Annotated in this window: 12 protein-coding genes; 8 read left to right on the top strand and 4 right to left on the bottom strand. The window is 69.4% G+C overall.

Translation table 11 applies throughout. The annotated features are described in order from the left end of the window. The first annotated feature begins 400 nt into the window (after positions 1-400). On the top strand, positions 401-679 hold the full coding sequence (locus ncot_RS10765; protein WP_206064940.1) for a GIY-YIG nuclease family protein: 279 nt from the start codon (positions 401-403) through the stop codon (positions 677-679). A gap of 266 nt (positions 680-945) precedes the next feature. Here ncot_RS10765 and ncot_RS19820 read toward each other — a convergent pair whose 3' ends face one another. Beyond that, a complete protein-coding gene (locus ncot_RS19820; protein WP_168617601.1) occupies positions 946-4,080 on the bottom strand; it encodes a M4 family metallopeptidase in 3,135 nt (1,044 codons plus the stop codon). Positions 4,081-4,316: 236 nt separating this feature from the next. Here ncot_RS19820 and ncot_RS10755 point away from each other — a divergent pair, with 236 nt between their 5' ends. From ncot_RS10755 to ncot_RS10730, 6 genes are all read left to right on the top strand, one after another. Next, positions 4,317-6,896, top strand: coding sequence for a DNA translocase FtsK (locus tag ncot_RS10755; protein ID WP_168617600.1), 2,580 nt, complete (start codon positions 4,317-4,319; stop codon positions 6,894-6,896). Continuing rightward, on the top strand, positions 6,893-8,848 hold the full coding sequence (locus tag ncot_RS10750; RefSeq protein ID WP_168617599.1) for a RodZ domain-containing protein: 1,956 nt from the start codon (positions 6,893-6,895) through the stop codon (positions 8,846-8,848). The genes ncot_RS10755 and ncot_RS10750 overlap by 4 nt, the downstream gene beginning before the upstream one ends. A 126-nt stretch (positions 8,849-8,974) precedes the next feature. Then, positions 8,975-10,603, top strand: a complete 1,629-nt coding sequence (locus ncot_RS10745; RefSeq protein ID WP_240937864.1) for an AMP-binding protein — start codon at positions 8,975-8,977, stop codon at positions 10,601-10,603. A gap of 94 nt (positions 10,604-10,697) precedes the next feature. After that, positions 10,698-12,170 carry a 30S ribosomal protein S12 methylthiotransferase RimO gene (gene rimO, locus ncot_RS10740; protein ID WP_168617597.1) on the top strand — a complete coding sequence of 491 codons (1,473 nt, stop codon included), beginning with the start codon at positions 10,698-10,700 and terminating at the stop codon, positions 12,168-12,170. Further along, positions 12,167-12,775, top strand: a complete 609-nt coding sequence (pgsA, locus tag ncot_RS10735) for a CDP-diacylglycerol--glycerol-3-phosphate 3-phosphatidyltransferase (protein ID WP_168617596.1) — start codon at positions 12,167-12,169, stop codon at positions 12,773-12,775. The genes rimO and pgsA overlap by 4 nt, the downstream gene beginning before the upstream one ends. 302 nt (positions 12,776-13,077) lie before the next feature. Further along, a complete protein-coding gene (locus ncot_RS10730) occupies positions 13,078-18,243 on the top strand; it encodes an ExeM/NucH family extracellular endonuclease (protein WP_168617595.1) in 5,166 nt (1,721 codons plus the stop codon). 149 nt (positions 18,244-18,392) lie between these two features. On the opposite strand, the gene ncot_RS10725 is transcribed toward ncot_RS10730, so the two are convergent. Beyond that, positions 18,393-20,174 carry a glycoside hydrolase family 15 protein gene (locus tag ncot_RS10725; protein WP_168617594.1) on the bottom strand — a complete coding sequence of 594 codons (1,782 nt, stop codon included), beginning with the start codon at positions 20,172-20,174 and terminating at the stop codon, positions 18,393-18,395. A gap of 155 nt (positions 20,175-20,329) precedes the next feature. On the opposite strand from ncot_RS10725, the gene ncot_RS10720 reads away from it, so the two are divergent. Beyond that, a complete protein-coding gene (locus ncot_RS10720) occupies positions 20,330-20,635 on the top strand; it encodes a helix-turn-helix transcriptional regulator (protein WP_168617593.1) in 306 nt (101 codons plus the stop codon). Between the two features lie 41 nt (positions 20,636-20,676). Here the strand turns inward: ncot_RS10720 and ncot_RS10715 are convergent, their stop codons facing one another. Both ncot_RS10715 and ncot_RS10710 read right to left on the bottom strand, forming a co-directional pair. Continuing rightward, positions 20,677-21,456, bottom strand: coding sequence for an Fpg/Nei family DNA glycosylase (locus tag ncot_RS10715; protein WP_168617592.1), 780 nt, complete (start codon positions 21,454-21,456; stop codon positions 20,677-20,679). Further along, on the bottom strand, positions 21,449-26,005 hold the full coding sequence (locus ncot_RS10710) for an ATP-dependent helicase (protein ID WP_240937863.1): 4,557 nt from the start codon (positions 26,003-26,005) through the stop codon (positions 21,449-21,451). Before ncot_RS10710 ends, ncot_RS10715 begins: the two co-directional genes overlap by 8 nt. Positions 26,006-26,116: the final 111 nt, after the last annotated feature.

Raw genomic sequence — 26,116 nt, 5'->3', positions numbered from 1 at the left:
TGTCGACCAGGGCGCGCCTCACTTCGTTGGTCGAGTAGGGCGCTCTGCGCCCGTATCGAGACCTGGTGCGTGGGCCCGTGGGTCTCGATACACCGGCTCGTTCCTCGCCGGCACTCGACCAGCGAGCTTCTTGTTGGGCGCCCACTTCGTTGGTCGACCAGGGCGCGCCTCACTTCGTTGGTCGAGTAGGGCGCTCTGCGCCCGTATCGAGACCTGGTCCGTGGGTCCGTGGGTCTCGATACACCGGCTCGTTCCTCGCCGGCACTCGACCAGCGAGGTCTTCGTTGGGCGCGGCTTGTTCGTTGGTCGACCAGGGCGCTGTGCGCCCGTATCGAGACCTTTGTCCACAGGCCAGCAGAGTGCCCTTGTCCGCTTCGGTGTCTGGGGCCGATCCTCGGGTGTGGCTTTCACGTACATGCTGGAGTGCGCCGACGGATCGTTCTACGTCGGGAGCACCCGCGACCTCGAGCAGCGGATGGAACAGCACCGAGTCGGGAAAGGTGCCGACCACACGAGGCGGAGACTGCCGGTTCGGCTGGTCTGGTTCGAGGAGCACGAGAACGTCGGGGTCGCCTTCGCACGCGAGAAGCAGCTGCAGAACTGGAGCCGCGCCAAGCGCAAGGCACTGATCGACCAACGGTGGGAGGTCGTTTCAGCCTCGGCCAGGAAACGGTTCTGAGGCCGTCGTCGGGTCTCGAGCGTGCGTCGCCGATCACTGCGTGATGCGTCTCGATGCGGCCGGCTGGCGACCTGCTCGACGAACGAGGGGTACGCCGCGTCAGTCTCGATGCACCGGCTCGCTCCTCGCCGGCACTCGTCCAACGAAGCGCATGGCCGGCGACATGAACGATCGGGAGAAGGGCCCGGGCGGTGGACATGACAGGAGACCCCGCCCGGACGAGTCCGGACGGGGCCTCCGACGTGCCGTGCTTCGTCAGCTCCAGGTCATCGACGGACGACCCTGATGACGAACTTGTCCTTGCCAGCCTTGATCGTGTCGGATCCGGAGTAGTTGGCGACCAGGTTGTTCTTGCCGATCTTCAACTTCTTGCCCTTCACCTTGATCACAGCGGTGCCGTCGGCGAGCGTCGCCTTGCCGACGACCTTCTTGCCCTTGGTGATGGTCACCTTGCCGGTCACGGCGGTGTCGGGCGCGGTCACCTTGACGGTCACCTTGCTCGCCTTGTTCCGCTTGATCTTCTTCGGCTTCGGCGTGGCCTTGACCGTGGCCGTGACCTTCTCGACACAGTCGAGCACCTTGACGTTGTCGACGTACCAACCGTCGACACCACCACAGCCGTCGCGACCGATGGCGAACTGGATCTGGATGGTGTCACCGGGGGCGACACCTGCAGCGGCCAGGTCGACCTGCGACTCGCCCCAGCTGCCGTACGGCGTGCCCGGGTCGGTGCCCGAGAAGCCCGGCTGGCCCTCGAGCGGGTTGGTGCTCTGCTCGGCCGCGGTGGCGAGCTGGCCCGGAGCGTTGAAGGTGAAGGCCTCCGGGGCGATGGGAGCGAACTCGCCACCGTTGACGCTGAGTCGCACGTTGCCGCCGTCGTAGCCGACCTCGGTCGCGATGTAGTGCTCGAAGGTCATCCGGGGCGCCGAGGCGTCCGCGGGGACCACGATGTCACCACTGGTCATGAAGTTCGCGCTCGAGATGTCGGTCGCGGTGCCGGAGCAGTCGCCCTGGTCGGGCGCGTTGCCCATCGCCACCGAGCTGGTGTGGTCACCGCGGTAGTCCGAGGTGGTGTGCCAGTCAGCCGGATCCGGGGCTCCGCCGAAGACGCTCTCCTGGGAGAGCGTCCAGTTGTCCATGCCGCTCTCGAAGTCCTCGGAGAAGACCTCGTCGGTGGCGAAGTCCTCACCGCACGCCGAGGGGGCGTTCGGGGCGAGCAGCGGCTGCCATCCGCACTCCTCGGTCGGGTCCAGACGGAACTCCACGGCCTGGGTCATCGCGGCGACCTGTGCGCAGTCGTCGGCGGTGATCTTGTCGTAGTTGACCTTGGAGTCGTCCTCGCGGGTCGAGAGCTTCTTGATGGCCTTGTTGGTCAGGTCGGCACAGGAGGCCTCGAGCGAGTTGGCGTGGTCGGTGAAGTTGCTCACCGGCGTCTGGTAGACGGTCATCGCCTGGTAGTAGATGGCCGCTGCCTTGTCGAGGCCGATGCCCTTGACGGCGACATCGTTGTAGGTGCCACCGTCGACGAGCAGCGCGTAGCCGTGGTTGACCACGCCGGAGTTGCCGTGCACACCGCCGTTGTCGTCGGTCGAGCACTTGTACTCGGCGTCCGAGACCTTGCCCGGGTCGCCGTAGCAGGTGGGGTTCCACATGTCGCGGATCGCACCGCCGAAGGCCGCGCTCTTCTCTCCGATCAACCAGCGGAAGGAGTCCTCACGGGTGCCGCTGGCATCCTTGATCGTCAGGTTCACCGGGGTGCCCGAGGCCACCGCTGCGCGAATCGCCTCACGGTCGGTCAGGCCGATCGATGCCGTCGGCGGCAACGTGGTGTCAGGGCTGCTGAAGCTGATCGGGCTGTCGTCGCGGTTGCCGATGATCAGCGCGGCAGCGCCTGCGTCGCGGGCGACCTCGGCCTTCTCCACAAAGGTGCAGAGACCACGGTCGACCATGACGATCTTGCCGGCGACCGCAGCCGCGTCGTCGTACGTCGAGCAACCATCGGTGGCCGTGCCGCCCTCTTCGACGGCGTCGGTCGGGATGACCACGTCGGAGGTGATCGGAGCGTCCAGCACCGGGCCCATGTAACCGCCGGTGAGGCAGTCCTTGGCGATCGAGGCCGGCGAGTTGATCGTGACCAGCGGGTTTGCGAGGGAGTGCGTCGAGCACATGCCCACGGTGCGCTTCTTGGAGAGGTCGCCCTCGCCCTCGTCGAGCCGGTTGTTGATCAGGTCGACGGTCTCACCCCAGATGTCGGAGTAGCCCTCGTTGAGGGCACCCGACTGCCACTGGTAGATCAGGCCGTGGGTGTACTCGGTGTAGGCGTGGCCCCACTCGTGCGCCACGACGTCGTCGGAGGAGACGCCGTCGCAGTAGTTGGTGGTGACACCGTTCCAGTTGGCGTTGGGGCACTGGATGGCGGGGTCGTTGTTGATCGTGTACATCGGGGCGCCCTCGCCGTCGAACGAGTCGCGGCCCCACCCGTTCTTGAAGAACCAGTAGGCCTCACCGGTCGACTTGACCATGGAGTCCTGGTCCGCGTTGACCGTGGCCTCGGGGTCCGGAAGCAGCGGGTCGCCCTCTTCCCAGACCAGCGTGAGGTTGCGGTCCTCGTCGGCCTCGTAGAGCTCGCGGTGGAGGGCGTTGTCGATCATCGAGTAGCGGTTGACGATCTTGCCGGTGTTGGCGCTGAGGAAGACCATGTCGCGCACGTTCTTCTCGTTCGTGACCTCCACCTGGTAGGCCAGCTCGCTGTCGCCCTCGATGCCCTGGACCAGGCCGTGGCGGTAGACGACCAGCTCGGTGGTCTTCGCCTTGACGCCCGTGGTGTCGGACTTGCCGTCGGTCGTCGGCGGCTGGGCCTTGACCAGGGTGACCGCCCGCTTGCCGGCGTCGGCCTCAGTGATCTTGGGGGTCACCGAGAGCTTCAGGTCCGGAACGGCCTCACCGTTCACCCGCGTCAGGTTGCCCTGCTTGTCGACGAAGGCACGGACCAGGGTGCCGAAGACGGGAACGTCCTTGTAGGTCTGGACGTAGCTGATGCTCGTGCCGAGGTTGTTCTTGGCGACGCTGTCGCGGACCAGCTGGCCGCTGTCGGCGCCGAACGCCTCGGCGTACTTGTCGAGGTAGGCGTCTGCCTTGGCTGCGGGGGAGGCGCTGTTGCCCGGCATCAGGTCGGCGCCGCGCGGGGCCCGCACGAAGCCGACCTTCCCGGTGGCGTCCTCGGTGCTGATCGCCGGGTTGCGGTCGGCTTGGTTGCGCATCTCCTGCACCAAGGACTTGTCGTCCTGCTTGGCTGGCGCCGGAGCGGCGCTCGCATTGAGGGCGGGAACGGCGGCGAGGCCTGCTCCCACCACGGCCAGGGCTATGCCCTGCCTGAGGAACTTCACGATGGTGCCCTCCATTTTCAATTTCCTGGTTGCCACGACGGGGGTGTGCCGTGACTCGGGTCACACTAGAAGTTTCGGTCTTGGTGGTCTAGGTCACAATGAAGATTTCCGGTAACGGGTTGGTCACCGCGAATTCTCCGTCGGGGCGTTTCGTCCGGTTTGCGTGGATGGGGCGTCGGAAACGGCACTCGAGCGCGACACGCAACGTGTGGTCCGTGTGACTGGAGTGACGATCGCCTAGAGTCCTGAGCATGGCGACCCGTACGTCTTCCCCGCCGGGTTCGCGGAGCAAGAGCACGTCTGCAAAGGCCGGCTCGAGCACCCGAACTCGGAGTACAGGCAGCCAGGCCAAGCGAAAGCCGACGCCGAAGCGCAAGCCGTCCCCGGCGAAGCGCCCGGCCCCCCGCGCCGTACGCAATGGACCTGGCCCGATTCTGCGCGCCTTCGTGGCGATCGGCAGTGCCCTCGCGGCCGTGTGGCTGGGCGTCGCCCATGCCATCGGCGCGACCGCACGCTCGATCGGCCGGAGCGCCCGCGACATCGACCCCGAGCAGCGTCGCGACGGTGCGGCCCTGTTCCTCTACGGGCTGGCGTTCGTGGTGGCCGCCGCGGTCTGGTGGCAGCTGCCGGGGGGAGTGATGGACTTCTTCCGGACCATGGTCGCCGGCTCCGTCGGCAAGCTCGCCTGGTTCGTCCCGCTCGGCCTCGTCTACATCGGCTGGCGCAACATGCGCGACCCGGAGCAGAACGGGCCGGCCGGCCGACAGGCCATCGGCTGGGTCACGCTGTCCTTCGGCGTCCTCGGCATCGTGCACATCGCCAACGGGAGTCCACGCCCCGTCCGCGGCGACACCGAGGCGCTCCAGCAGGCCGGCGGTGCGGTCGGCTACGTCATCTCGAGCCTGCTGCTCGACCTGTTGCGCTCGCCGTACGTCGTGGTGCCCCTGCTGGCCCTGCTGGCGGTCTTCGGCATCCTCGTCATCGCGGCCACGCCGGTCTACCAGATCCCGGTGAAGCTGGCCGAGAAGCGTGACTGGTTGCTCGGTCGTGCCGTGCCGGAGCCCGACGACGAGGAAGCCACCCAGTCGTTGCGCGGCCGACGTGGCAAGAAGGCCGTCGACGACGAGATCGATCCCGACATGGGCGACCCCGCCTACGACTCGCCGGTCCTCGAGGACCGCGAGGTCAAGAAGCGTCGTCGCAAGGCCGACGCGATCGACGTCGCCGAGGAGAACGCGGCGGGCGAGGCCGTCGACGCCCCGACGCCCGTCGCCGAGACCACGGTCGCCGAGCGCGCGGAGCTCGAGCCCCCGCCGCACTCCCAGCTGCCGGCCCGCGTCGAGCAGCTCGCCCTCTCCGGTGACGTCACCTACTCGCTGCCGTCCAGCGATGTGCTGAAGCCCGGTTCGGTGCACAAGGCGAAGTCCAAGGCCTCCGACGAGATCGTCGAACGGCTCACCACGGTGCTCGACGAGTTCAACATCGATGCGCGGGTCACCGGCTACACGCGCGGTCCGACGGTCACCCGCTACGTGGTCGAGCTCGGCCCGGGTGTCAAGGTCGAGAAGATCACCAACATCCAGAAGAACATCGCCTACGCAGTGGCCAGTGCCGACGTGCGGATCCTCAGCCCGATCCCGGGCAAGTCCGCCGTCGGTGTCGAGATCCCCAACACCGACAAGGAGATCGTCTCGCTGGGCGACGTGCTGCGCAGCAACGTGGCCCGCAACGACCACCACCCGATGATCACCGGCATCGGCAAGGACGTGGAGGGCGGCTTCGTGGTCGCCAACCTCGCCAAGATGCCCCACCTGCTGGTCGCCGGTGCCACCGGCTCCGGGAAGTCGTCGTTCATCAACTCGATGATCACCTCCGTGCTGATGCGGGCGACGCCCGACGAGGTGCGGATGATCATGGTCGACCCCAAGCGGGTCGAGCTGAACGCCTACGAAGGTGTGCCCCACCTGATCACGCCGATCATCACCAACCCGAAGAAGGCTGCCGAGGCGCTGCAGTGGGTCGTGCGCGAGATGGACATGCGCTACGACGACCTGGCCAACTTCGGCTTCCGCCACGTCGACGACTTCAACAAGGCGGTGCGGGCCGGCAAGGTCGAGCTCCCGCTGGGCAGCGAGCGCACGCTCTCGCCCTACCCCTACCTGTTGGTGGTCGTCGACGAGCTGGCCGACCTGATGATGGTGGCGCCGCGCGACGTCGAGGATGCGGTGGTCCGCATCACCCAGCTGGCCCGAGCGGCCGGCATCCACCTGATCCTCGCCACGCAGCGCCCGAGCGTCGACGTGGTCACCGGGCTGATCAAGGCCAACGTGCCGTCGCGGCTCGCGTTCGCGACGTCGTCGTTGGCCGACAGCCGGGTCATCCTCGACCAGCCGGGTGCCGAGAAGCTGGTCGGGCAGGGTGACGGGCTGTTCCTGCCGATGGGCGCCAGCAAGGCCGCTCGTGTGCAGGGCTCCTGGGTCACCGAGGCCGAGATCGCCCAGGTGGTCTCGCACGTGAAGGAGCAGCTCGCGCCGACGTACCGCGAGGACGTCACCGCGCCCGCCCAGTCCAAGCGAGACCTCGACGACGACATCGGCGACGACCTCGACCTCGTGGTCCAGGCCATCGAGCTGGTGGTCTCGACCCAGTTCGGATCGACCTCCATGCTGCAGCGCAAGCTGCGCGTCGGCTTCGCCAAGGCAGGTCGACTGATGGACATCATGGAGAGCAGGGGCGTCGTCGGCCCCAGCGAGGGTTCGAAGGCCCGAGACGTGTTGGTCAAGCCAGATGAGCTCGACGGAGTCATTGCCACCTTGGAGGGGGAAGCGTGAGCGCAGCAGAGCAGGTCGAGACCGGCCATGACGAGACCACGGGCAGCGTGCTCGGTGCGGCCCCCGACGTCGTCGAGGTCCGACGCAACGGCGGGCTTGCCGCACTGATCGGGGCGGTGGCCTCGGGCGTCGCGATCGCCTACCTGGGTCGAGCCGTCCAGAGTGGTCACGTCTTGGACTGGACCCTCTTCGTGGTGCTCGGCGCCATCGGAGCCACGTGGTTGCACGCCTTCCTCGACGCCCGCACCCCGCTGATGGTCGCTGACGCGCAGGGTGTGCGGCTCCGTCTCGGTCGCGCCTGGCAAGGACTGCCCTGGGGAGCACTCGCCGCGGTCGAGCACACGCCGCGTCGTGGGCTCCTGCGTGACGGCAAGGTCGTCCTGGTGCCGCACAACCCCGACCGCGTGCGTGACGAGCTCGATGCCTCCGGGCGTCGGCAGGGTCGCCTGTCGGAGACGCTCTACGGCTCGCCGTTCGCCGTGCCGCTGGGCCTGTCGACCCGAGTCCCCGGGCTGTCCGAGGACCTGACCACCGCCCTGCGCGAGCTGGCCGGCGGAGCCACCCGGATTATCGAGCCCCGGACGGATGTCGCAGTCGATGCCGCTGAGGACCTCGACGACGGCGACGAACCGCGCGCGACCTTCGCGTTGCCCCGCATGCTGTCGATGCCCGCGTCCCGCGACCAGGACGAGCACTACGACGAGCACCTCGACGAGGACGACGACCCGGCGGACGGCCTCGACGACCGGGACGGCCGTGACCGTGACGAGGACCGTGACGAGGACCGTGACGAAGACGGGGTCGAGGACGACCGGGACGACGACCGGGAGCCGCTCGGCACTCGCCTGCAGGGCACGCTCGGCGCCTGGAAGGCAGGGCTTGCCGCGCGCATCTCGCGTCGTGACGACGAGTCCGACGCCGCCGTGGCCGAGGCAGCCGACGACACCGAGCGGACCCAGCCCCTGGTGGCCAGTGCCACCCCGAGCCCGTTGCGCGACATCACCCCGGCGTCGCGCATCGAGATCCACAGCAACCTGTTCGCCGACGGCGCGACCGCCCGTGACAGCGCTGGCAACCGGATCCCTGATGACCTGCCGGAAGGGCGCGAGCTGCGTCGCCAGGGCAGCATCCCTCTGGTGGAGGACACCACGACCTGGGGCGACCGGGTCCGTCCCATCGCCACCGTGAAGCACAACGTCGAGCCACTGGTCATCGACGACCTGGCCGCGGAGCCGGCTGCCGATCCGGTGATCGGTCCCGATCTCCTCGCCGCGCGCACCCGCATCGGCCTGAGCGTCGACACGCTCGCCGAGCGCACCCGCATCCGGCCCCACGTGATCGAGTCCATCGAGGTCGACGACTTCGTGCCCTGCGGCGGCGACTTCTACGCGCGTGGCCACCTGCGGACCCTGGCTCGTGTGCTGGGCCTCGACGCGGCGCCACTGCTCAAGGCGTACGACGAGCGCTACGCCGATGCCCCGATCAACCCTCGACGCGTCTTCGAGGCCGAGCTGGCCACCGGCTCCAGCGGCGGCATCCGCTCGACCCGGGGCGGCCCCAACTGGTCGGTGCTGATCGCCGCGATCATGACGTTGGTGCTGGCCTGGTCGATCGCGCGCCTGGTGATGGACACGCCGGTGGAGCTGCAGAGCCCGGCGCCGATCCTGAACGGATCGGACGGACCCAACCAGAGTGCCCCCGCGGTCGAGAGCGTCACCGTGAAGGTGACCGCAGACGGCGAGACCCACCTGGTGATCCGTGACGCCAAGGACAAGGTCGTCTTCGACGCCGACGTGACCTACGGCGACGTGCACCGCATCGACGTGCTGCCGCCGTTCCAGGTCCATGCCGACGACGGGGGAGCGATCGACGTGCAGGTCAACGGGTCCGACCAGGGCTCACTGGGCGCCGACGGCAAGAAGACCCAGAAGACCTACCGCGTGACCGACTAGCGGCCCAGACGACCGAGGGGCCAGCTCCGGATGCCATCGCACCCGGCGCTGGCCCTTCGTCGTGGAGAGGCGTCACGTGCGTGGGGGTCCTTCGCCGGAGGGACGGTTTGCGGCACACTGGCCGATGTGACTCATGACACCCACCCAGCACCCAGCCACACCTCCGGCCCGACCGACGTACCCCTGCTCGAGCAGACCATCGGCGACAACTTCGACGCCACCGTCTCCGCGCACGGTGACCGCGAGGCCGTCATCGACTTCGCCACTGGTCGTCGCTGGACCTATGCCGAGTTCGGCGCCGAGGTCGAGACCCTGGCCCGCGGCCTGCTGGCGGCGGGGGTGGGCGTCGGCGACCGGGTCGGGATCTGGGCTCCCAACTGCGCGGAGTGGACGCTGGTGCAGTTCGCCACCGCCAAGATCGGCGCGATCCTGGTCAACGTCAACCCGGCCTACCGGACCCACGAGGTCGCCTACGTCATCAACCAGGCGGGCATCGCCACCATGGTGGTCGCCGAGTCGTTCAAGACCAGCGACTACCCGGCGATGATCGACGAGGTTCGTCCCGACTGCCCGACGCTGTCGCGGGTGGTGGTGATCGGGCAGTCATCGTGGGACGACCTCGTGGCCGGAGCGGGCGAGATCGACCAGACCCGCGTCACGGAGGTGCAGGCGACGCTGTCCCCCGACGACGCCATCAACATCCAGTACACCTCGGGCACCACCGGCTTCCCCAAGGGCGCCACGCTGAGCCACCGCAACATCCTCAACAACGGCTACTTCGTGGGTGAGGGCTGCGGCTACACCGAGGTCGACCGGATCTGCATCCCGGTGCCCTTCTACCACTGCTTCGGCATGGTGATGGGCAACCTGGCAGCCACCACCCACGGTGCGGCCATGGTGATCCCGGCACCCGGCTTCGACCCCGAGGTCACGTTGCGCGCGGTCGATGCCGAGAAGTGCACCAGCCTCTACGGCGTACCCACCATGTTCATCGCGATGTGGTCCCTGCCCGACTTCGCGACCTACGACATCAGCACGCTGCGCACCGGCATCATGGCCGGCTCCCCGTGCCCAGCGGAGATGATGCGCAAGGTGCTGGATGCCGGAGTGGTGGACATGACCATCTGCTACGGCATGACGGAGACGTCCCCGGTGTCCACCCAGACCCGCCCCGCCGACGCGTTCGAGGTCAAGGTGGCCACCGTGGGGAGTGTCGGCCCGCACCTCGAGATCCGGGTGGTCGACCCGATGACCGGTGAGGTCGCCCCACGTGGCGTGCCGGGGGAGTTCCAGACCAAGGGCTACTCGGTGATGCTCGGCTACTGGGAGGACCCCGAGAAGACCGACGAGGTCCTCGTGGACGGCTGGATGCACACGGGAGACATCGGGGTGATGGACGACGAGGGCAACGTCTCGATCACGGGCCGCATCAAGGACATGGTGATCCGCGGCGGGGAGAACATCTACCCCCGTGAGATCGAGGAGTTCCTCTACACCCACCCCGACATCCTCGACGCGCAGGTGATCGGTGTGCCGGACGAGAAGTACGGCGAGGAGCTGATGGCCTGGCTGCGGATGCGGGAGGGAGCCGCCGAGATCGACGCGGAGGCGCTGCGTGGCTTCTGTGCCGGGAAGCTCGCCCACTACAAGATCCCACGCTACGTGCAGGTCGTCGACGAGTTCCCGATGACGGTGACGGGCAAGGTGCGCAAGGTGGAGATGCGCGAGGACGCCGTCCGCCTGCTGGGGCTCTGACCTGCCGCGCAGGTGATTGCGGTCACCACCTGCGCTGCCACCCGGCGGTGGATGAGCAGAAGTTGCTGGGGAGACGGCATACTCGGAGGCAACCATGACGACTTCACCTTCACGCCCCGCCGACGGACTGCTGTCCGTGGCGATGGTGACCCTTGGATGTTCCCGCAACGAGGTCGACTCCGAGGAGCTCGCCGGCCGGCTCGAGGCCGACGGCTTCCGTCTGGTCGACGACCCGGAGTCCGCCGACACCGTGGTGGTGAACACCTGTGGCTTCGTCGAGGCGGCCAAGAAGGACTCGGTCGACACCATCCTGCAGGCGGCCGACCTGAAGGCAGAGGGCAGGACCCAGGCCGTGGTGGCGGTCGGCTGCATGGCCGAGCGCTACGGCAAGGACCTCGCCGATTCGCTGCCCGAGGCCGACGCGATCCTCGGGTTCGACGACTATCCCGACATCGCCGCGCGGCTGCGCTCGATCGTCGCGGGCGAGTCCCACCAGGCACACACCCCGAGCGATCGCCGCAAGCTGCTGCCGATCTCCCCGGTCGAGCGGGACGCGGGCTCGGTCAGCGTCCCCGGCCACGGTGCCGTCCCCACGGACGCGCCCGACCTGGGTGAGGGGATCGCGCCCGCCTCCGGGCCGCGCGCGATGCGCCGCCGACTGGAGGGCGGCCCGATGGCGCCCCTCAAGCTGGCCAGCGGCTGCGACCGGCGCTGCTCGTTCTGCGCCATCCCGAGCTTCCGGGGCTCCTTCGTCTCCCGTCGTCCGAGCGACGTCATCCAGGAGGCACAGTGGCTGGCCACCCAAGGAGTCAAGGAAGTCTTCCTGGTCAGCGAGAACTCCACCTCCTACGGCAAGGACCTCGGTGACCTGAGGCTGCTCGAGACGATGCTCCCCGAGCTCGCGGCCGTCGAGGGCATCGAGCGGGTGCGGGTCTCCTACCTCCAGCCGGCCGAGACACGGCCCGGCCTCATCGAGGCGATCGCCGACACTCCGGGCGTGGTGCCCTACTTCGACCTGTCCTTCCAGCACGCGTCCGCCTCGGTGCTGCGTCGCATGCGCCGCTTCGGTGACCCTGAGAGCTTCCTGGGCCTGTTGTCCCAGATCCGTTCGATCGCGCCGACGGCCGGCATCCGCTCCAACGTGATCGTCGGCTTCCCCGGCGAGACCGAGGACGACCTCGAGACCCTGTGCGACTTCCTGACCGAGGCACGCCTCGACGTGACGGGTGTCTTCGGCTACTCCGACGAGGACGGCACCGAGGCCGAGACGTACGCCGACAAGGTCGATCCCGACGAGGTCCACGAACGCACCGAGCACGTGCTCAGCCTGGTCGAGGAGCTCAACGCCCAGCGCGCGGAGGAACGCATCGGCGAGCAGGTCGACGTGCTCATCGAGGCACTGGTCGACGGGGTTGCCGAGGGCCGGGCCGAGCACCAGGGCCCCGAGGTGGACGGAACCACCGTGGTCGAAGGACTCGACGACGTGGCCGTGGGTGACGTCGTGCGCGCCACGGTCGTCGGCACCGACGGCGTCGACCTGATCGCCAGCACGGAAGGCATCCGATGACCGAGACCTCGGCCAAGCCCAGCAACTTCAACGTGCCCAATGCGCTGACCACGCTGCGCATCCTGATGGTGCCGTTCTTCGGATGGGCCCTGCTGCACGACGGCGGCGACTCGATCACGTGGCGCCTGGTGGCGTTCGCACTGTTCGCGGCCGCCATGATCACCGACAAGATCGACGGGGACATCGCCCGTGCCCGCAACCTGGTCACCGACTTCGGCAAGATCGCCGACCCGATCGCCGACAAGGCGATCACCGGGATGGCGTTCATCGGGCTCTCGATCGTGGGAGACGTCTGGTGGTGGGTCACCATCCTGGTGCTGCTGCGAGAGTGGAGCGTCACCCTGCTGCGCCTCTCGATCATGAAGAACGTCGTGATCGCGGCCGCCCAGAGCGGCAAGATCAAGACCGTCCTCCAGGCGGTCGCCCTGTCGGGACTGTGCCTGCCGTTCCGCCAGATCGACGGAGCCCTCGACGTGCCCGGCGACGTCCTCTACTACGTCTCCCACGTCCTGCTCGCCGGTGCCGTGGCGATGACGCTCTGGTCGGGCTACGAGTTCTTCCGCGACGCCTGGCGCCAGCGCGAGACGATCCGCACCACCTCCTGAGACATTCCGGGGCGACTCCCCCCGAACAGCTCGTCGGTCGGTTCCGGCCCGGTCGCGCCGGTCAGGACGCCCGCCGGGCCGGCGGAAGATCGTCCGTGCATTCCGTTGTTACCGAAAGTTTGCCGGTATCGGTGGCGGTGGTGCGGATGTTGGGGCAAAGTGACCACCCCCGGTCACGTGTCAGTTCGGGCTGACTCCTTCCCCTGATCGGCCACCGTCCGTGTCGTTCCCTGGGAGTTCAATTGTCTGGCCTGACCAGGCGACCGCGTCTCACCGCGCTCGCCGCCCTATCGACCTTTGCCATGGTGGGCACCACGCTCGCCCTAGCCCCGACCGCAGCTGCTGCGCCCGACGGCAGCGGCCTCGTCATCAGCGAGGCGTACGGCGGCGGGGGCAACTCCGGTGCCGTCTACAACGCCGACTTCATCGAGATCCACAACCCGACCGATGCCGCCATCGACCTGAGCGGCAAGAGCCTGCAGTACCGCTCAGCCGCCGGCACGGGCACCTCCAACAACGTCTTCGCGCTGCCCGTCGGCGCCAGCGTCCCGGCCGGCGGCTACTACGTCGTCAAGGGCCAGGGCGGCGCCAACGGCGTCGACCTCCCGGTCACCCCGGACGCGACGGCCGGCCTGAACCTCTCCGGGAGCGGCGGTCAGATCTACCTGGCCGACAGCGCCGCCGGGATCGACCCGGGCACGGGTGCGATCGACAACGCGCAGGTCATCGACTTCCTCGGCTGGGGCAGCTCCACGACCAGCTTCGAGACGGCGAAGGCGCCGGCGACGACCAACAGCACCTCCTCGACACGCGACGCCGACAACGCCGACACCGACGACAACTCGGCCGACTTCATCTCCAGTGCCCCGACCCCGGGCGCGGTGTACACCGAGCCCGAGCCGCCGACCGAGGTGGAAGCCACGATCGCCGAGGTCCAGGGCACCGGCCCCGCCTCACCGTTGGTCGGCGACATCGTCACCACGCAGGGCGTCGTCACCGCGGCGTACAACACCGGTGGCCTCAACGGCGTCTACATCCAGACCGGCGGCACCGGTGGTGCCACCGATGCCACCCCGGGTGCCTCCGACGCTGTCTTCGTCTACGGCAGTGCGGTCGGGGCCGCCGACCTGGCCATCGGCGACTCCGTCGAGGTGACCGGTCCGGTCTCGGAGTTCAGCGGCACGACCGAGATCACCCCTGCGGCCGGCGGTGTCACCCAGCTCGAGACCGCCCTTCCGGAGGTCACCGCGCTGGTCACGGCCTACCCGACCACCGAGACCGACCGTGAGGCCCACGAGGGCGAGCTGCTCGCCCCGACCGACGACTTCACCGTCACCAACACCTACGCCACCAACCAGTACGCCGAGATCGGCCTGGCCACCGGCAACAAGCCGCTGATCCAGTGGACCGACGTCGCCCGCCCCGGAACCCCCGAGGCCGACGCGGTCAAGGCCGACAACGCCGCCCGCGGTGTCATCCTCGACGACGGTGCCAGCCTCAACTTCTTCAACGCGGAGAACCAGGGCACCCCGCTGCCGTGGCTGTCGAAGGCCAACCCGATCCGGGTCGGTGCCGCTGCCACGCTCGCGGCGCCGGTGATCCTGGAGTACCGCAACAACAACTGGAAGTTCCAGCCCACCTCGCCCGTCACCGGCAGCGGTGCCGAGGTCGCGACGTTCGAGAACACCCGGACCCCGGCCCCCGAGGCCGTCGCCGGTGACCTCCACATCGCCACCTTCAACGTGTTGAACTACTTCAACACCCTCGGTGTCGACTGGGCACCCGGCTGCACGTTCTACACCGACCGTGCCGGCGACCCGGTCACCGACAACCGGTGCGAGGAGAACGGTCCCCGCGGAGCCGCTGAGGCCGAGGACCTCCAGCGCCAGCAGGACAAGATCGTTGCCGCGATCAACGCGCTCGGCGCGGACGTCGTGTCGCTGGAGGAGATCGAGAACTCGGTCGCCCTGGGCGAGACCGACCGTGACGACGCGCTGTCCACCCTGGTCGACGCGCTCAACGCAGCCGCCGGGTCCGACGTCTGGGCCTTCGCCCCGTCGCCGGACGCTGACGACCTGCCACCGGTCTCCGACCAGGACGTGATCCGCACCGCGTTCATCTACAAGGTCGCCAGCGTCGAGCTGGTCGGTGCCTCCGAGGTGCTCGTCGGGGACCCCATCTTCGACAACGCCCGTGAGCCGCTGGCCCAGGCCTTCAAGCCGGCCGGCGCAGACGACAGCGCCGCCTTCGCCGTGGTCGTCAACCACTTCAAGTCCAAGGGGTCGGGCGACGACGCCACCGGCGACAACGTCGACACCGGGGACGGCCAGGGTGCATGGAACGGTGACCGGGTGCGCATGGCCGGTTCGCTGGTGACCTTCGCCAACGACTTCGCCGCCGACCGGGGCACCGAGAAGGTCTTCCTGACCGGTGACTTCAACTCCTACTCGCAGGAGGACCCGATGCAGGCCCTCTACGACGCCGGCTTCACCGCCGTGGAGTCCGACACCGAGGGCGAGTCGACGTACTCCTTCAGTGGTCTCTCCGGCTCGCTGGACCACGTGCTCGCCAACGACGCCGCTCTGGAGACCGTGCAGGGTGCCGACATCTGGAACATCAACTCCGGTGAGTCGGTGGCCTTCGAGTACAGCCGTCACAACTACAACGTGACGGACTTCTACGAGCCCAACGTCTACCGCAGCTCTGACCACGACCCGGAGATCGTCGGCATCTCGACCGACGACACTCCGGCCGAGGGCCAGGTGACGCTCAACCTCCTCGGAGTCAACGACTTCCACGGCCGCATCAACGACAACACGGTCAAGTGGGCCGGGACTGTCGAGGAGCTCACCGAGCAGGGCGGTGCCGACAGCACCCTCATGGTCGGTGCCGGTGACCTGATCGGTGCCTCCGAGTTCGCCTCGGCGGTGGACGGCGACCAGCCGACCATCGACGTGATGAACGCGCTGGGCCTCGACGCCTCCGCCGTGGGCAACCACGAGTTCGACAAGGGATGGGCCGACCTGCGCGACCGTGTCATCGGTCCGGACGACGCCCGCAACGCCCAGTGGGACTACCTCGGTGCCAACGTCTACGCGAAGGGCACCACCGACCCGGTGCTGCCGGAGTTCGCCACCTTCGAGGTCGACGGCGTGACCGTCGGCGTCGTCGGAGCAGTGACCGAGGAGACCGCCTCGCTGGTCAGCCCCGCCGGCATCGCGGACATCGAGTTCGGTGACCCCGTCGACGCGGTGAACCGGGTCGCCGGCGAGCTCTCCGACGGTGACGACGCCAACGGGGAGGCTGACGTGATCATTGCCAGCTTCCACGCCGGCGCCACGCAGGGCGTGGGCTCGAGCTACGAGGAGGAGGTCGCCAAGGGCGGCGAGTTCGCCGAGATGGCGAACCTCGACGCGGCGGTCGACGTGATCTTCAACGGCCACACCCACCAGACCTACGCCTGGGACGCTCCGGTCCCCGGTGAGGAGGGCGCGAGCCGACCGATCATCCAGACCGGTCAGTACGCCGACAACGTCGGCCAGGTCTCCCTGACCGTCGACTCCGCAACGGGTGACGTGGTCTCCTACGAGGCACGCAACGTCGCCCGCACCACCGAGGACGACGCCGTGCTCGTCGAGAAGTACCCCCGCGTGGCACAGGTCAAGCAGGTCGTGGACGCAGCGCTGGCGCACGCCGCCGAGATCGGCAACCAGCCGGTCGGCGAGATCACCGGCGACATCAGCCGGGCCAAGACGCCCACCGGCGGTGAGGACCGTGGTGCGGAGTCGACCGTGGGCGACCTGGTCGGCAACGCGCTGCGCGACGGGCTGCCCTCGGACTTCGAGGCTGATCTGGGCCTCGTCAACCCGGGTGGCCTGCGGGCCGACCTGCTCTTCGCGGGTGACACCTCGAAGAACCCGGCCAACACCAACGGTGTGGTCACCTTCGCCGAGGCCAACTCGGTGCTTCCGTTCGTCAACAACGTGTCGCTGGTGGACCTCACCGGCGCCCAGCTGAGGGCCGTCCTGGAGCAGCAGTGGCAGCCCGACGGGTCGTCGCGTCCGTTCCTGGCCCTCGGCCTGTCGGACAACGTCCGGGTCACCCAGGACCCGACCAAGCCCAGGGGTGAGCGGATCACCTCGGTGATCATCGACGGCCAGATGCTCGACCCCACCGCGACCTACACGGTCTCGACGTTCTCGTTCCTGGCGAGCGGTGGAGACAACTTCTTCGCCTTCAAGGACGGCGTGGCCCGCGACACCGGCCTGGTCGACCGTGAGCTGTGGATGAGCTACCTGGAGAGCCACCAGCCGCTCAGCCCGGACTTCGCCCGCCAGCAGGTGGTCGAGCACGGCTACCCGGGCGTGGTGTTCGCCGGCCAGGAGGTCTCGTTCGACCTGTCGAACCTCGACCTCACCTCGCTCGGCAGCCCGGCCAACACCGAGGTGCGGGTCTTCCTCACCAACGGCACCGACTCGCAGCCCATGGGCAGCTTCCCGGTGACCAACGGTGCTGCCACGGTGGCGTTCACCGCACCGGCAGACCTCGAGGGCATGTGGACGGTCGGTGTGATCGCCGATCCGTCGTTCACCCAGGTGGGCCTGCCGTTGCCGGCCGTCGACACCACGCTCACTGCCGAGGGCCCGGCCGAGCCGGTCACCTATGGCAGCAAGGGCCTGGTGGTGGCCACGCTCGACTCGGCCAACCCCTCCACCGGCCAGGTGGAGCTGTTGCTCGGTGACCAGGTCGTGGGCACCGGGACGCTGACCGGTGGCACCGCCAACATCCGGTTCGACAGCACCAAGCTGGAGATGGGCACCAACCAGCTGACCGTCCGCTACTCCGGGGACGAGCAGAACAACCCCTCGGAGACGACCGTGCAGGTCGAGGTCGTCAAGGCGACCCCGGAGCTGAGCACCACGCTCAGCACGGACAGGCCCGTGGTGAAGGCCGACTCGATCGTCGTGACGACCAACGTGGCCACCGAGGGCTACACCGCCACCGGATACGTCGTGCTCTACGTCGACGGCATGATCCGGACCCTGGCGAACCTCGAGGACGGCACGGCCGAGATGGGTGTGACCCCCCTCGACACGGTGGGCGAGCACACCATCCAGGTCGCCTACTTCGGCGATGACCACACGAAGGTCGCGATCACCAACGACACCGTGACCGTGGTCAAGGCCAAGCCGTCGATGACGGTCAAGGTGAAGCCGAGGAAGATCCACGTCAAGAAGACGCGGGCCACGCTCGTGGTCTCGCTCGCAGCGGTCGGCCAGACCCCCACCGGCAAGGTGACGGTCAGGGCCAACGGCAAGAGCTACGCCAAGAAGCTCTCGGGTGGCAAGGCGAAGATCAAGCTCAAGAAGTTCACCAAGAAGGGCAAGCAGAAGGTCGTGGTCAAGTACGCCGGCGACAAGCTCAACAAGTCGGTGAAGAAGAAGATCACGATCAAGGTCGTGAAGTAGCACCAGCACGACCGGCACGAGTCGGCGCCCGGAGGGAGTCTTCCCTCCGGGCGCCTCTCATTGGTGAGGACGGCCCGTTCGTGAGGACTGCCCGACCGTGAGGACTGCCCGACCGTGAGGACTGCCCGACCGTGAGGACTGCCCGACCGTCAGGGCTGCTCGAGCCTGGAGAGGCGGAAGGCCGCCTGGACCAGGGTCAGGTGGCTGAAGGCTTGGGGGAAGTTGCCGACCATCCGACAATTGCCGGCGTCGTACTCCTCCGAGAGGAGGCCGACGTCGTTGGCCAAGCCTGCGAGCCGGTCGAGCAGCTCGCGCGCGTCGTCCGGGCGCCCGGCCTCGGCATAGGCCGAGACCAACCAGAAGGTGCAGGCCAGGAACGGGTGCTCACCGCCGCTGAGGCCGTCGACGCCGGACTCCGTGCGGTAGCGCAGCAGGAGGCCGTCACGCATCAGGTCGTGCTCCACCGCCTCGATGGTGCCGAGGATGCGCGGGTCGTCCCCGGGCAGGAACCCGACCAGCGGCAGGACCAGCAAGGAGGCGTCGACCTCGGTGGTGTCGTAGTGCTGGGTGAACGAGTTGCGCTCGGCGTTGAAGCCCTTCGCCAACACCTCGTCGCGGACCGCGGCACGGATCTCTCGCCACCGCTCCACCGGTGCCTCGAGACCGTGCTCCTCGGCGGCTGAAATGCCCCGGTCGAAGGCAGCCCACACCATCACCCGTGAGTGGGTGAAGTGGCGCAACGGCCCACGAATCTCCCAGAGCCCGTTGTCGGGCTCCTGCCAGTGCTCGGCGAGCTCGTCGACCAACGCACGTTGCAGGGCCCAGGAATCCTTATCGAGGGCCAACCCTGCCTTGCGGGCCAGGTCGAGGGCGATCATCACCTCACCGAGCACGTCGGTCTGCCGCTGGTCGGCCGCTCCGTTGCCGATGCGCACCGGCCGCGAGTCCAGGTATCCGGGAAGGTGGTCGAGCTCGCGCTCGGGCAGCCGGCGCCCGCCGTCGATCGTGTACATGATCTGCATGTCCTCCGGGTCGCCGGCCACCGCTCGCAGCAGCCAGCCCCGCCACAGCTTGGCCTCGTCCGTGAAGCCGGCGGTGACCAGGGACTCGAGCGTCAGGGAGGCGTCGCGCAGCCAGCAGAACCGGTAGTCCCAGTTGCGTTCGCCGCCGAAGTCCTCGGGCAGCGAGGTGGTCGGCGCGGCGACGATGCCTCCCGTCTTCGCATGGGTGAGCATCCGCAGAGTCACCAGGGACCGCACCACCAGGTCGCGGTGGGGCACGTCCGTGCGGCACGACGCCGCCCAGTCGTTGCTCTCGTCGATGGTCTCGGCGATGCGCGCCGGTGCGACGATGGACTCCGGCAGGTCGGCCCAGGAGGGGACCCAGGTCGTCGACCAGGTCAGCTCGTCATCCTCGCGCACGTCGAACTCGTCGCTGTGACGGTGGTCGGCGGCCTTCGGCAGACGAGGGCCGCGCAGCGCGAACTTGTCGGGCCCGGCGATCGCCACGATCAGCTCGACGTCGTCGACCCGTTCGCGGTGCACCCACGGTCGCACCTCGCCGTAGTCGGCCCGGACCACCCACTCGTGGCGCATCCGCACGGTGCCGCCCACGCCGGTGAGACGGCGTACGACGTCGGCGCGGCCGTCGCCGACCGGCATCAGGTCGAGCATCGTCACCTGGCCCGAGTCGGTGGTGAAGGTGGTCTCGAGTGCCGCGGAGTCACCGATGTAGCGGCGGGTGACCGTGTAGTCGTCGACGGGCTCGAACTGCCAGTGGCCGTGCTCCTCGGTGCCGAGCAGCGCTGCGAAACAGGCCGAGGAGTCGAAGCGGGGGAGGCACAGCCAGTCGATCGAACCGTTCTTGCCGACCAGGGCCGCGGTGTGTCGATCGCCGATCAGGGCGTAGTCCTCGATGGGTAGAGCTGCCATGCAGGTCACCGTAACGGCAAGACCACCACAGTTCCGGTCGCACGGCCGCGCGACCGGGCAGCCCGGCTCCGAATTCCGGACCTTGGCGCAGTCGCCGGCGGGAAGAAACAGGGAACAGGTAGCGTTGGGCCCATCAACGGAGAAAGGACGGGCTCATGGTGCTCTTTCGTCGGATCCTCGGCGAGGTGCTTCGCGCGCATCGCATGCGGCGTGGCCTGACCCTGCGTGAGGTCTCCGCGGAGGCCCGGGTGAGCCTCGGTTACATCTCCGAGATCGAGCGTGGCCAGAAGGAAGCATCGTCCGAGCTGCTGGCATCGCTGTGTGGTGCCCTCGACCTGCCGCTCTCCGACGTGCTGCGTGACGTGAGTGACGCGGTCGCCGTGGAGGAACGCGCGCTCGAGATCGTGCCGACGCCGATCACCGTGGGCACCGGCCCCGGTGTGGTCGCCTCCGCAGCCTGAGAGGGCGCCGCCCCGGTCCACGGACGTGCTCGGGCGCCGGGTCAGTGCTGGCACGAAGGACACCAGTACGCCGCCCGCTCGCGTCCCGGTGTGCCGATCATCTCCATCCTCACGGTCGTGCCGCACCGAGCGCACGGTTGACCGTTGCGCCCGTAGACCCAGTGCTGGTGTCCGTGGCGGGTGTTGCCCGTGGTGGTCTGGATGCGTCGCGTCTTGTTGGCCTCGAGCAACGCCTTGGCCCGGGCCATCAACCGTCGCAGGTCACGGATCTCCGCGACCGGCGTGGTCGGGAGGATCCCGTTGAGGAAGCAGAGCTCACTGCGATAGAGGTTGCCGATGCCAGCCAGGTTGCGTTGGTCGAGGAGGGCCTCGCCGATCGTGCGGTCCGGCGCGACCATGAGGCGGCGGATGGCTTCGTCGGGCGACCAGTCCTCACCCAACAGGTCGGGACCGAGATGGCCGACCGCTCGCTCCGTCTCGTCGGCGCCCAGCAGCTCCAGCACACCGAGGGAGAACCCGACCGCGATCCAGCGGGGGGTGCGCAGCACGACGCGGGCCTGCTCCACGGGGCGCTGCCAGCGCGACTCCGAGCGGTAGAGGTGCCAAGAACCCTCCATCTTCAGGTGGGTGTGCAGCAGGTGGTCGTCTCCGATGCGGGTGAGCAGGTGCTTGCCGCGCGAGACGGTGCCGTTGACCAGCCGACCGCGCAGGTCCACCTCGGCCAACGACGGCACCCGGAAGTCGCTCATCGTGATCCTGGCCCCGGTGAGGGCCGAGTCCAGGGCACGTGCGGTGCGCCAGACGGTGTCGCCTTCAGGCACGGATCCTCAGCCCCTTCGGTGTGGTCACGAACCCCGCCTGCTGCAGGGCGATGCGCAAGGGGGAGGACGAGTCGCCACGGCCGAGCAGGGGCTCGCCGTCCGCCTTCTCCACCGTGAGCCGCCCGAGCGCGCCACGGCGTACGGCGTCGGCCAGCGCCGAGCAGGCCGGACCGAGCAGGTCGGGGGAGTCGGTGAAGGTGAGCAGGGTGCGTCCGCCACGCTCGACGTAGAGCCCGAGCGCCCCGTCGACCAGCACCACCATCGCGCCGGCCTTGCGCCCGGGACGGTGCCCGGCGCCCTCCTCGGTCACGCGCTCCGGCCAGGACAGGGCAGCGCCGAACGGGTTGGCGGGGTCGGTGGCGGCCAACGCCACGGCGACCGGCTTCTCGCCGGGAGACTGCTCGACGAAGGTGCGCAGCCGGTCGACCGCGCCCGCCGAGCCGAACTGGGCCGCCCCGAGCCCGTCCACGAAGTAGCCGCGTCGACAGCGCCCGGAGTCCTCGAAGAGGGAGAGCACCTTGTAGACCGCCGCAAAGCCGCCCACCACCCGCTCGCTGGCGACCGCACCGCGGGTGACCACTCCGTGGCGCTCGAGCAGGGCCTCCGCGGTGGCGTGCGTCCGGCGGGTCGCGTCGTCCTCGATCGCGGGCAGGGCGGCCCAGCGTCCGGCGGTCTCGGGCGGTCCGGTGCGCGAGGGCATCGTCGCGCGGCCGCGGGCGCTGCCGCGCGCCCTCGGGGGAGTACGCCGACTCCGGTGGGTGGTCGTGCCGGAGCGGGTGAGCGCTCGCACCGGGGCGAGGGTGTCGTTGGTCAGGTGACCGGCCCAGACCAGGTCCCACAGGGCGGCGGACAGCTCTGAGTCGTCGGTCGACCCGACGGCCGCGCCCAGCTGTCGGAAGAAGTAGGCCCCTCCGGGGGACAGTGCCTCCAGCACGGCCCGATGGGTCTCGCCGAGAAGGTCCGAGGAAGGCTCGGGCAGGGTGAGCGGAGCCTGGTCGGCCAGGTGGACCGAGATCCAGCCGTCGCTGCCGGGCAGTGCCCCGTGGCCCGACCACAGCACCTCGCCGGTGGCGGTGAGCTCGTCGAGCATCGACGGCTCGTAGTCGCTCACCCTGGCTGCCAGCACCAGCGGCTCGAGCGCCGAGGCCGGCACGGGGCACCCGGCCAGCTGGTCGACCGCGGTGAGCACGCCGTCGATGCCGCGCAGGGCACCCCCGTTGCCACGGGAGGACGTGAGGTTCTGCCAGGTGGGGAGGAACCGGCCGAGCACCTCCGGCTCGACGGGCTCGACCTCCTTGCGCAACCGGGCCAGCGAGCGCCGGCGCAGCTTGCGCAGCACCTCGGCGTCACACCACTCCTGGCTGCCCGAGCTCCCGGAGGGGCGGAACTCACCCTCCAGCACGCGGCCGCTCGAGGCGAGCCGGACCAGGGTCTGCTGGGCCACCGCGACCCCGAGCCCCAGTCGTGCGGCGACCTCGGCCGACGTGAAGGGGCCGTGGCTGCGCGCGAAGCGTCCGACCAGGTCGCCGAGAGGATCCTCGACGGGCTCGGTGAAGGCATCGGGAGTGCCGGGCGGGGTCGGCACGCCGAGCCCGTCGCGCAACCGTGCCACGTCCTCGACAGCGCTCCAGCGGTCCTCGCCGCCCATCCGCACGGGGACTGCTCGGCGGGAGTCGGCGAGGTGGGCGATCCAGCCGGCGACGTCCGCGTCGTCGACGCACCGGGCGGCGATCTCGGCGTGGGTCAGCGGCCCGAGCAGCCGGAGCAGGTCGGCGATGCCCTCGGAGTCGCGGGCCCGGCGGTCGGTGGCGAGTCGTTGCAGCTCCGCCTCGACCTCGGCCAGCACCTCAGGGTCGAGCAGCTCGCGCAGCTCGGCACGGCCGAGGAGCTCGGCCAGCAGGCCCTGGTCGAGGCTCAGCGCGGCAGCGCGGCGCTCGGCGATGGGGGAGTCGCCTTCATAGACGAACTGCGCGACGTAGCCGAAGAGCAGGCTGCGGGCATAGGGCGAGGGCTGGGCCGTCGCCACGTCGACGACGCGCACCTCGCGCTGGTCGATCCGGCGCAGCAGGGCGACCAGGCTGGGCAGGTCGTAGACGTCCTGCAGCACTTCTCGCACGGCCTCGAGGACGATCGGGAAGGACGGGTACTTGGCGGCCACCTCGAGCAGCTGGGCCGAGCGCTGGCGCTGTTGCCACAGCGGCGAACGGCGTCCCGGGTCACGACGCGGCAGCAGCAGCGCCCGCGCAGCACATTCGCGGAACCGGCTCGCGAACAGCGCGGAGCCGCCGACCTCGGAGGTGACCAGGTCCTCGATCTCGTCGGGCGCGAAGACCACGACGTCACCGCCGGGGGGCTCGGCGTCGGTGTCGGGGATGCGCAGGACGATGCCGTCGTCACTGGCGACCGCCGAGGCCTCGACGCCGTAGCGCTCCCGCAGCCGGGTGTTGACGGCCAGGGCCCACGGCGCGTGCACCGGTGTGCCGTAGGGGGAGTGCACCACCAGGCGCCAGTCACCCAGCTCGTCGCGGAACCGCTCGACCACGATGGTCTGGTCGCTGGGCAGCTGGTTGGTGGCCTCGCGCTGCTCGGCGAGGTAGGCGAGCAGGTTGTCGGCCGCCCAGGCGTCGAGGCCCACGTCGGTGGCGGCGACCCGGGCCTCCGCGGCGGGCATGGTGGCGAGCTCGCGGGTGAACGCGCCCACCGCCTGGCCCAGCTCGGCCGGTCGACCGAGGGAGTCGCCCTTCCAGAACGGAAGCCGCCCCGGCACCCCCGGGGCTGGAGTGACCAGCACCCGGTCGTGGGTGATGTCCTCGATGCGCCAGCTGGTCGCGCCCAGCGCGAAGACGTCGCCCACCCGCGACTCGTAGACCATCTCCTCGTCGAGCTCGCCGACGCGGTTGGCCTTCTCCCCGACCAGGAAGACCCCGAAGAGTCCCCGGTCAGGGATGGTGCCGCCGCTGGTCACGGCGAGTCGTTGCGCGCCGGGTCGGCCGGTCAGCTGCCCGGTGACGCGGTCCCACACGATGCGGGGGCGGAGCTCGGCGAACTCGTCGCTGGGGTAGCGGCCGCTGAGCAGGTCGAGGGTGGCGTCGTACGCCGCTCGCGGCAGCCCCGCGAAGGAGGCGGTGCGTCGCACCAGTGCGTAGAGGGCGTCGACGTCCCAGTCGTCGAGGGCGGCCGCGGCGATCACCTGCTGGGCCAGGACGTCGAGCGGGTTGGCCGGAACCCGGAGCGACTCGATGCCGCCGGTGCGCATGCGTTGCACGGTGACCGCGGTCTGGGCGAGGTCGCCGCGGTGCTTGGGGAACAACACCCCCCGCGACACCTCGCCGACCTGGTGCCCGGCCCGTCCGACGCGCTGCAGGGCACTGGCCACGCTCGGCGGCGACTCGATCTGGATGACCAGGTCGACGGCACCCATGTCGATGCCGAGCTCGAGGCTGCTGGTCGCGACCACCGCGGGGAGCCGGCCGCGCTTGAGCTCGTCCTCGATGAGGGAGCGTTGCTCCTTGGACACCGACCCGTGGTGCGCCTTGGCGATCACCGCTGGCGCTCCGTCGGACTGCCCGGACTGGGCCATGACCTGGGCCGGTGGGGAGCCGTCGGCGGCGGGTTCCACACCGGCGCGCTCGGCCGCGATCTCGTTGAACCGGGCGGTCAGTCGCTCGGCCAGGCGCCGGGAGTTGGCGAAGACGATCGTCGACCGGTGGGACTCGAGCAGGTCGACCACGCGCTCCTCGACGTGGGGCCAGATGGAGACGGCGCGAGGACCTCCGGCGGCGGGTCCCTCGAAGTCGTCCTCGAGGGGTTGGCCGATCTCGGACATGTCCTCCACGGGGACGACGACCTTCAGGTCCCACGACTTCTGCGCGGGCGGGGCCACGATCGTCACGGGAGCGGTGCCGCCCAGGAACCGGGCGACCTCGTCGAGCGGACGCACGGTCGCGGACAGCCCGATGCGCTGGGCGGGGCGTTCGAGCAGGTCGTCGAGCCGCTCCAGGGAGAGGGCCAGGTGGGCGCCCCGCTTGGTGCCCGCCACGGCATGCACCTCGTCGAGGATCACGGTCTCGACGCCGCGGAGCGCCTCGCGGGCCCGCGAGGTCAGCATCAGGAAGAGCGACTCCGGCGTGGTGATCATGATGTCCGGAGGGTTGGTCTGGAACCGGCGACGATCGGCGGCGCTGGTGTCACCGGAGCGCAGCCCGATGCTCACGACGTTGACGGTCTGGCCCAGTCGTTCGGCGGTGTGGCGGATGCCGGCGAGGGGCGCGCGCAGGTTGCGCTCGACGTCGACGGCGAGCGCCTTCAGTGGCGAGACGTAGAGCACCCGGCAACGACGCAGCTTGTCGTCGGGAGGGTCAGCGGTGAGCAGTCGGTCGATCGACCACAGGAAGGCCGAGAGCGTCTTGCCCGACCCCGTCGGTGCGACGACGAGCGAGTGCTGCCCGGCCCCGATGGAGGCCCACGCTCCCGCCTGGGCCGGGGTGGGCTCGGCGAAGGCAGCCTCGAACCACGCGCGGGTGGGTGCGCTGAACTGCTCGAGGGCCATGCAGGCCATCTTCCACCATGGCACCCACACCCGCCCCCTCTTGCGAGCAACGCGGTGTCCAGGTCACTCCCCGCGGAACCGGTTGCCGCGGAAGCGACGCCAGCACCGCGC

Origin of the sequence: Nocardioides sp. JQ2195, assembly GCF_012272695.1 — a bacterium.
Taxonomy (GTDB): domain Bacteria; phylum Actinomycetota; class Actinomycetes; order Propionibacteriales; family Nocardioidaceae; genus Nocardioides.
Note: the sequence above shows the minus strand (reverse complement) of the source record. Positions and strands in the feature narration are given on the sequence as shown.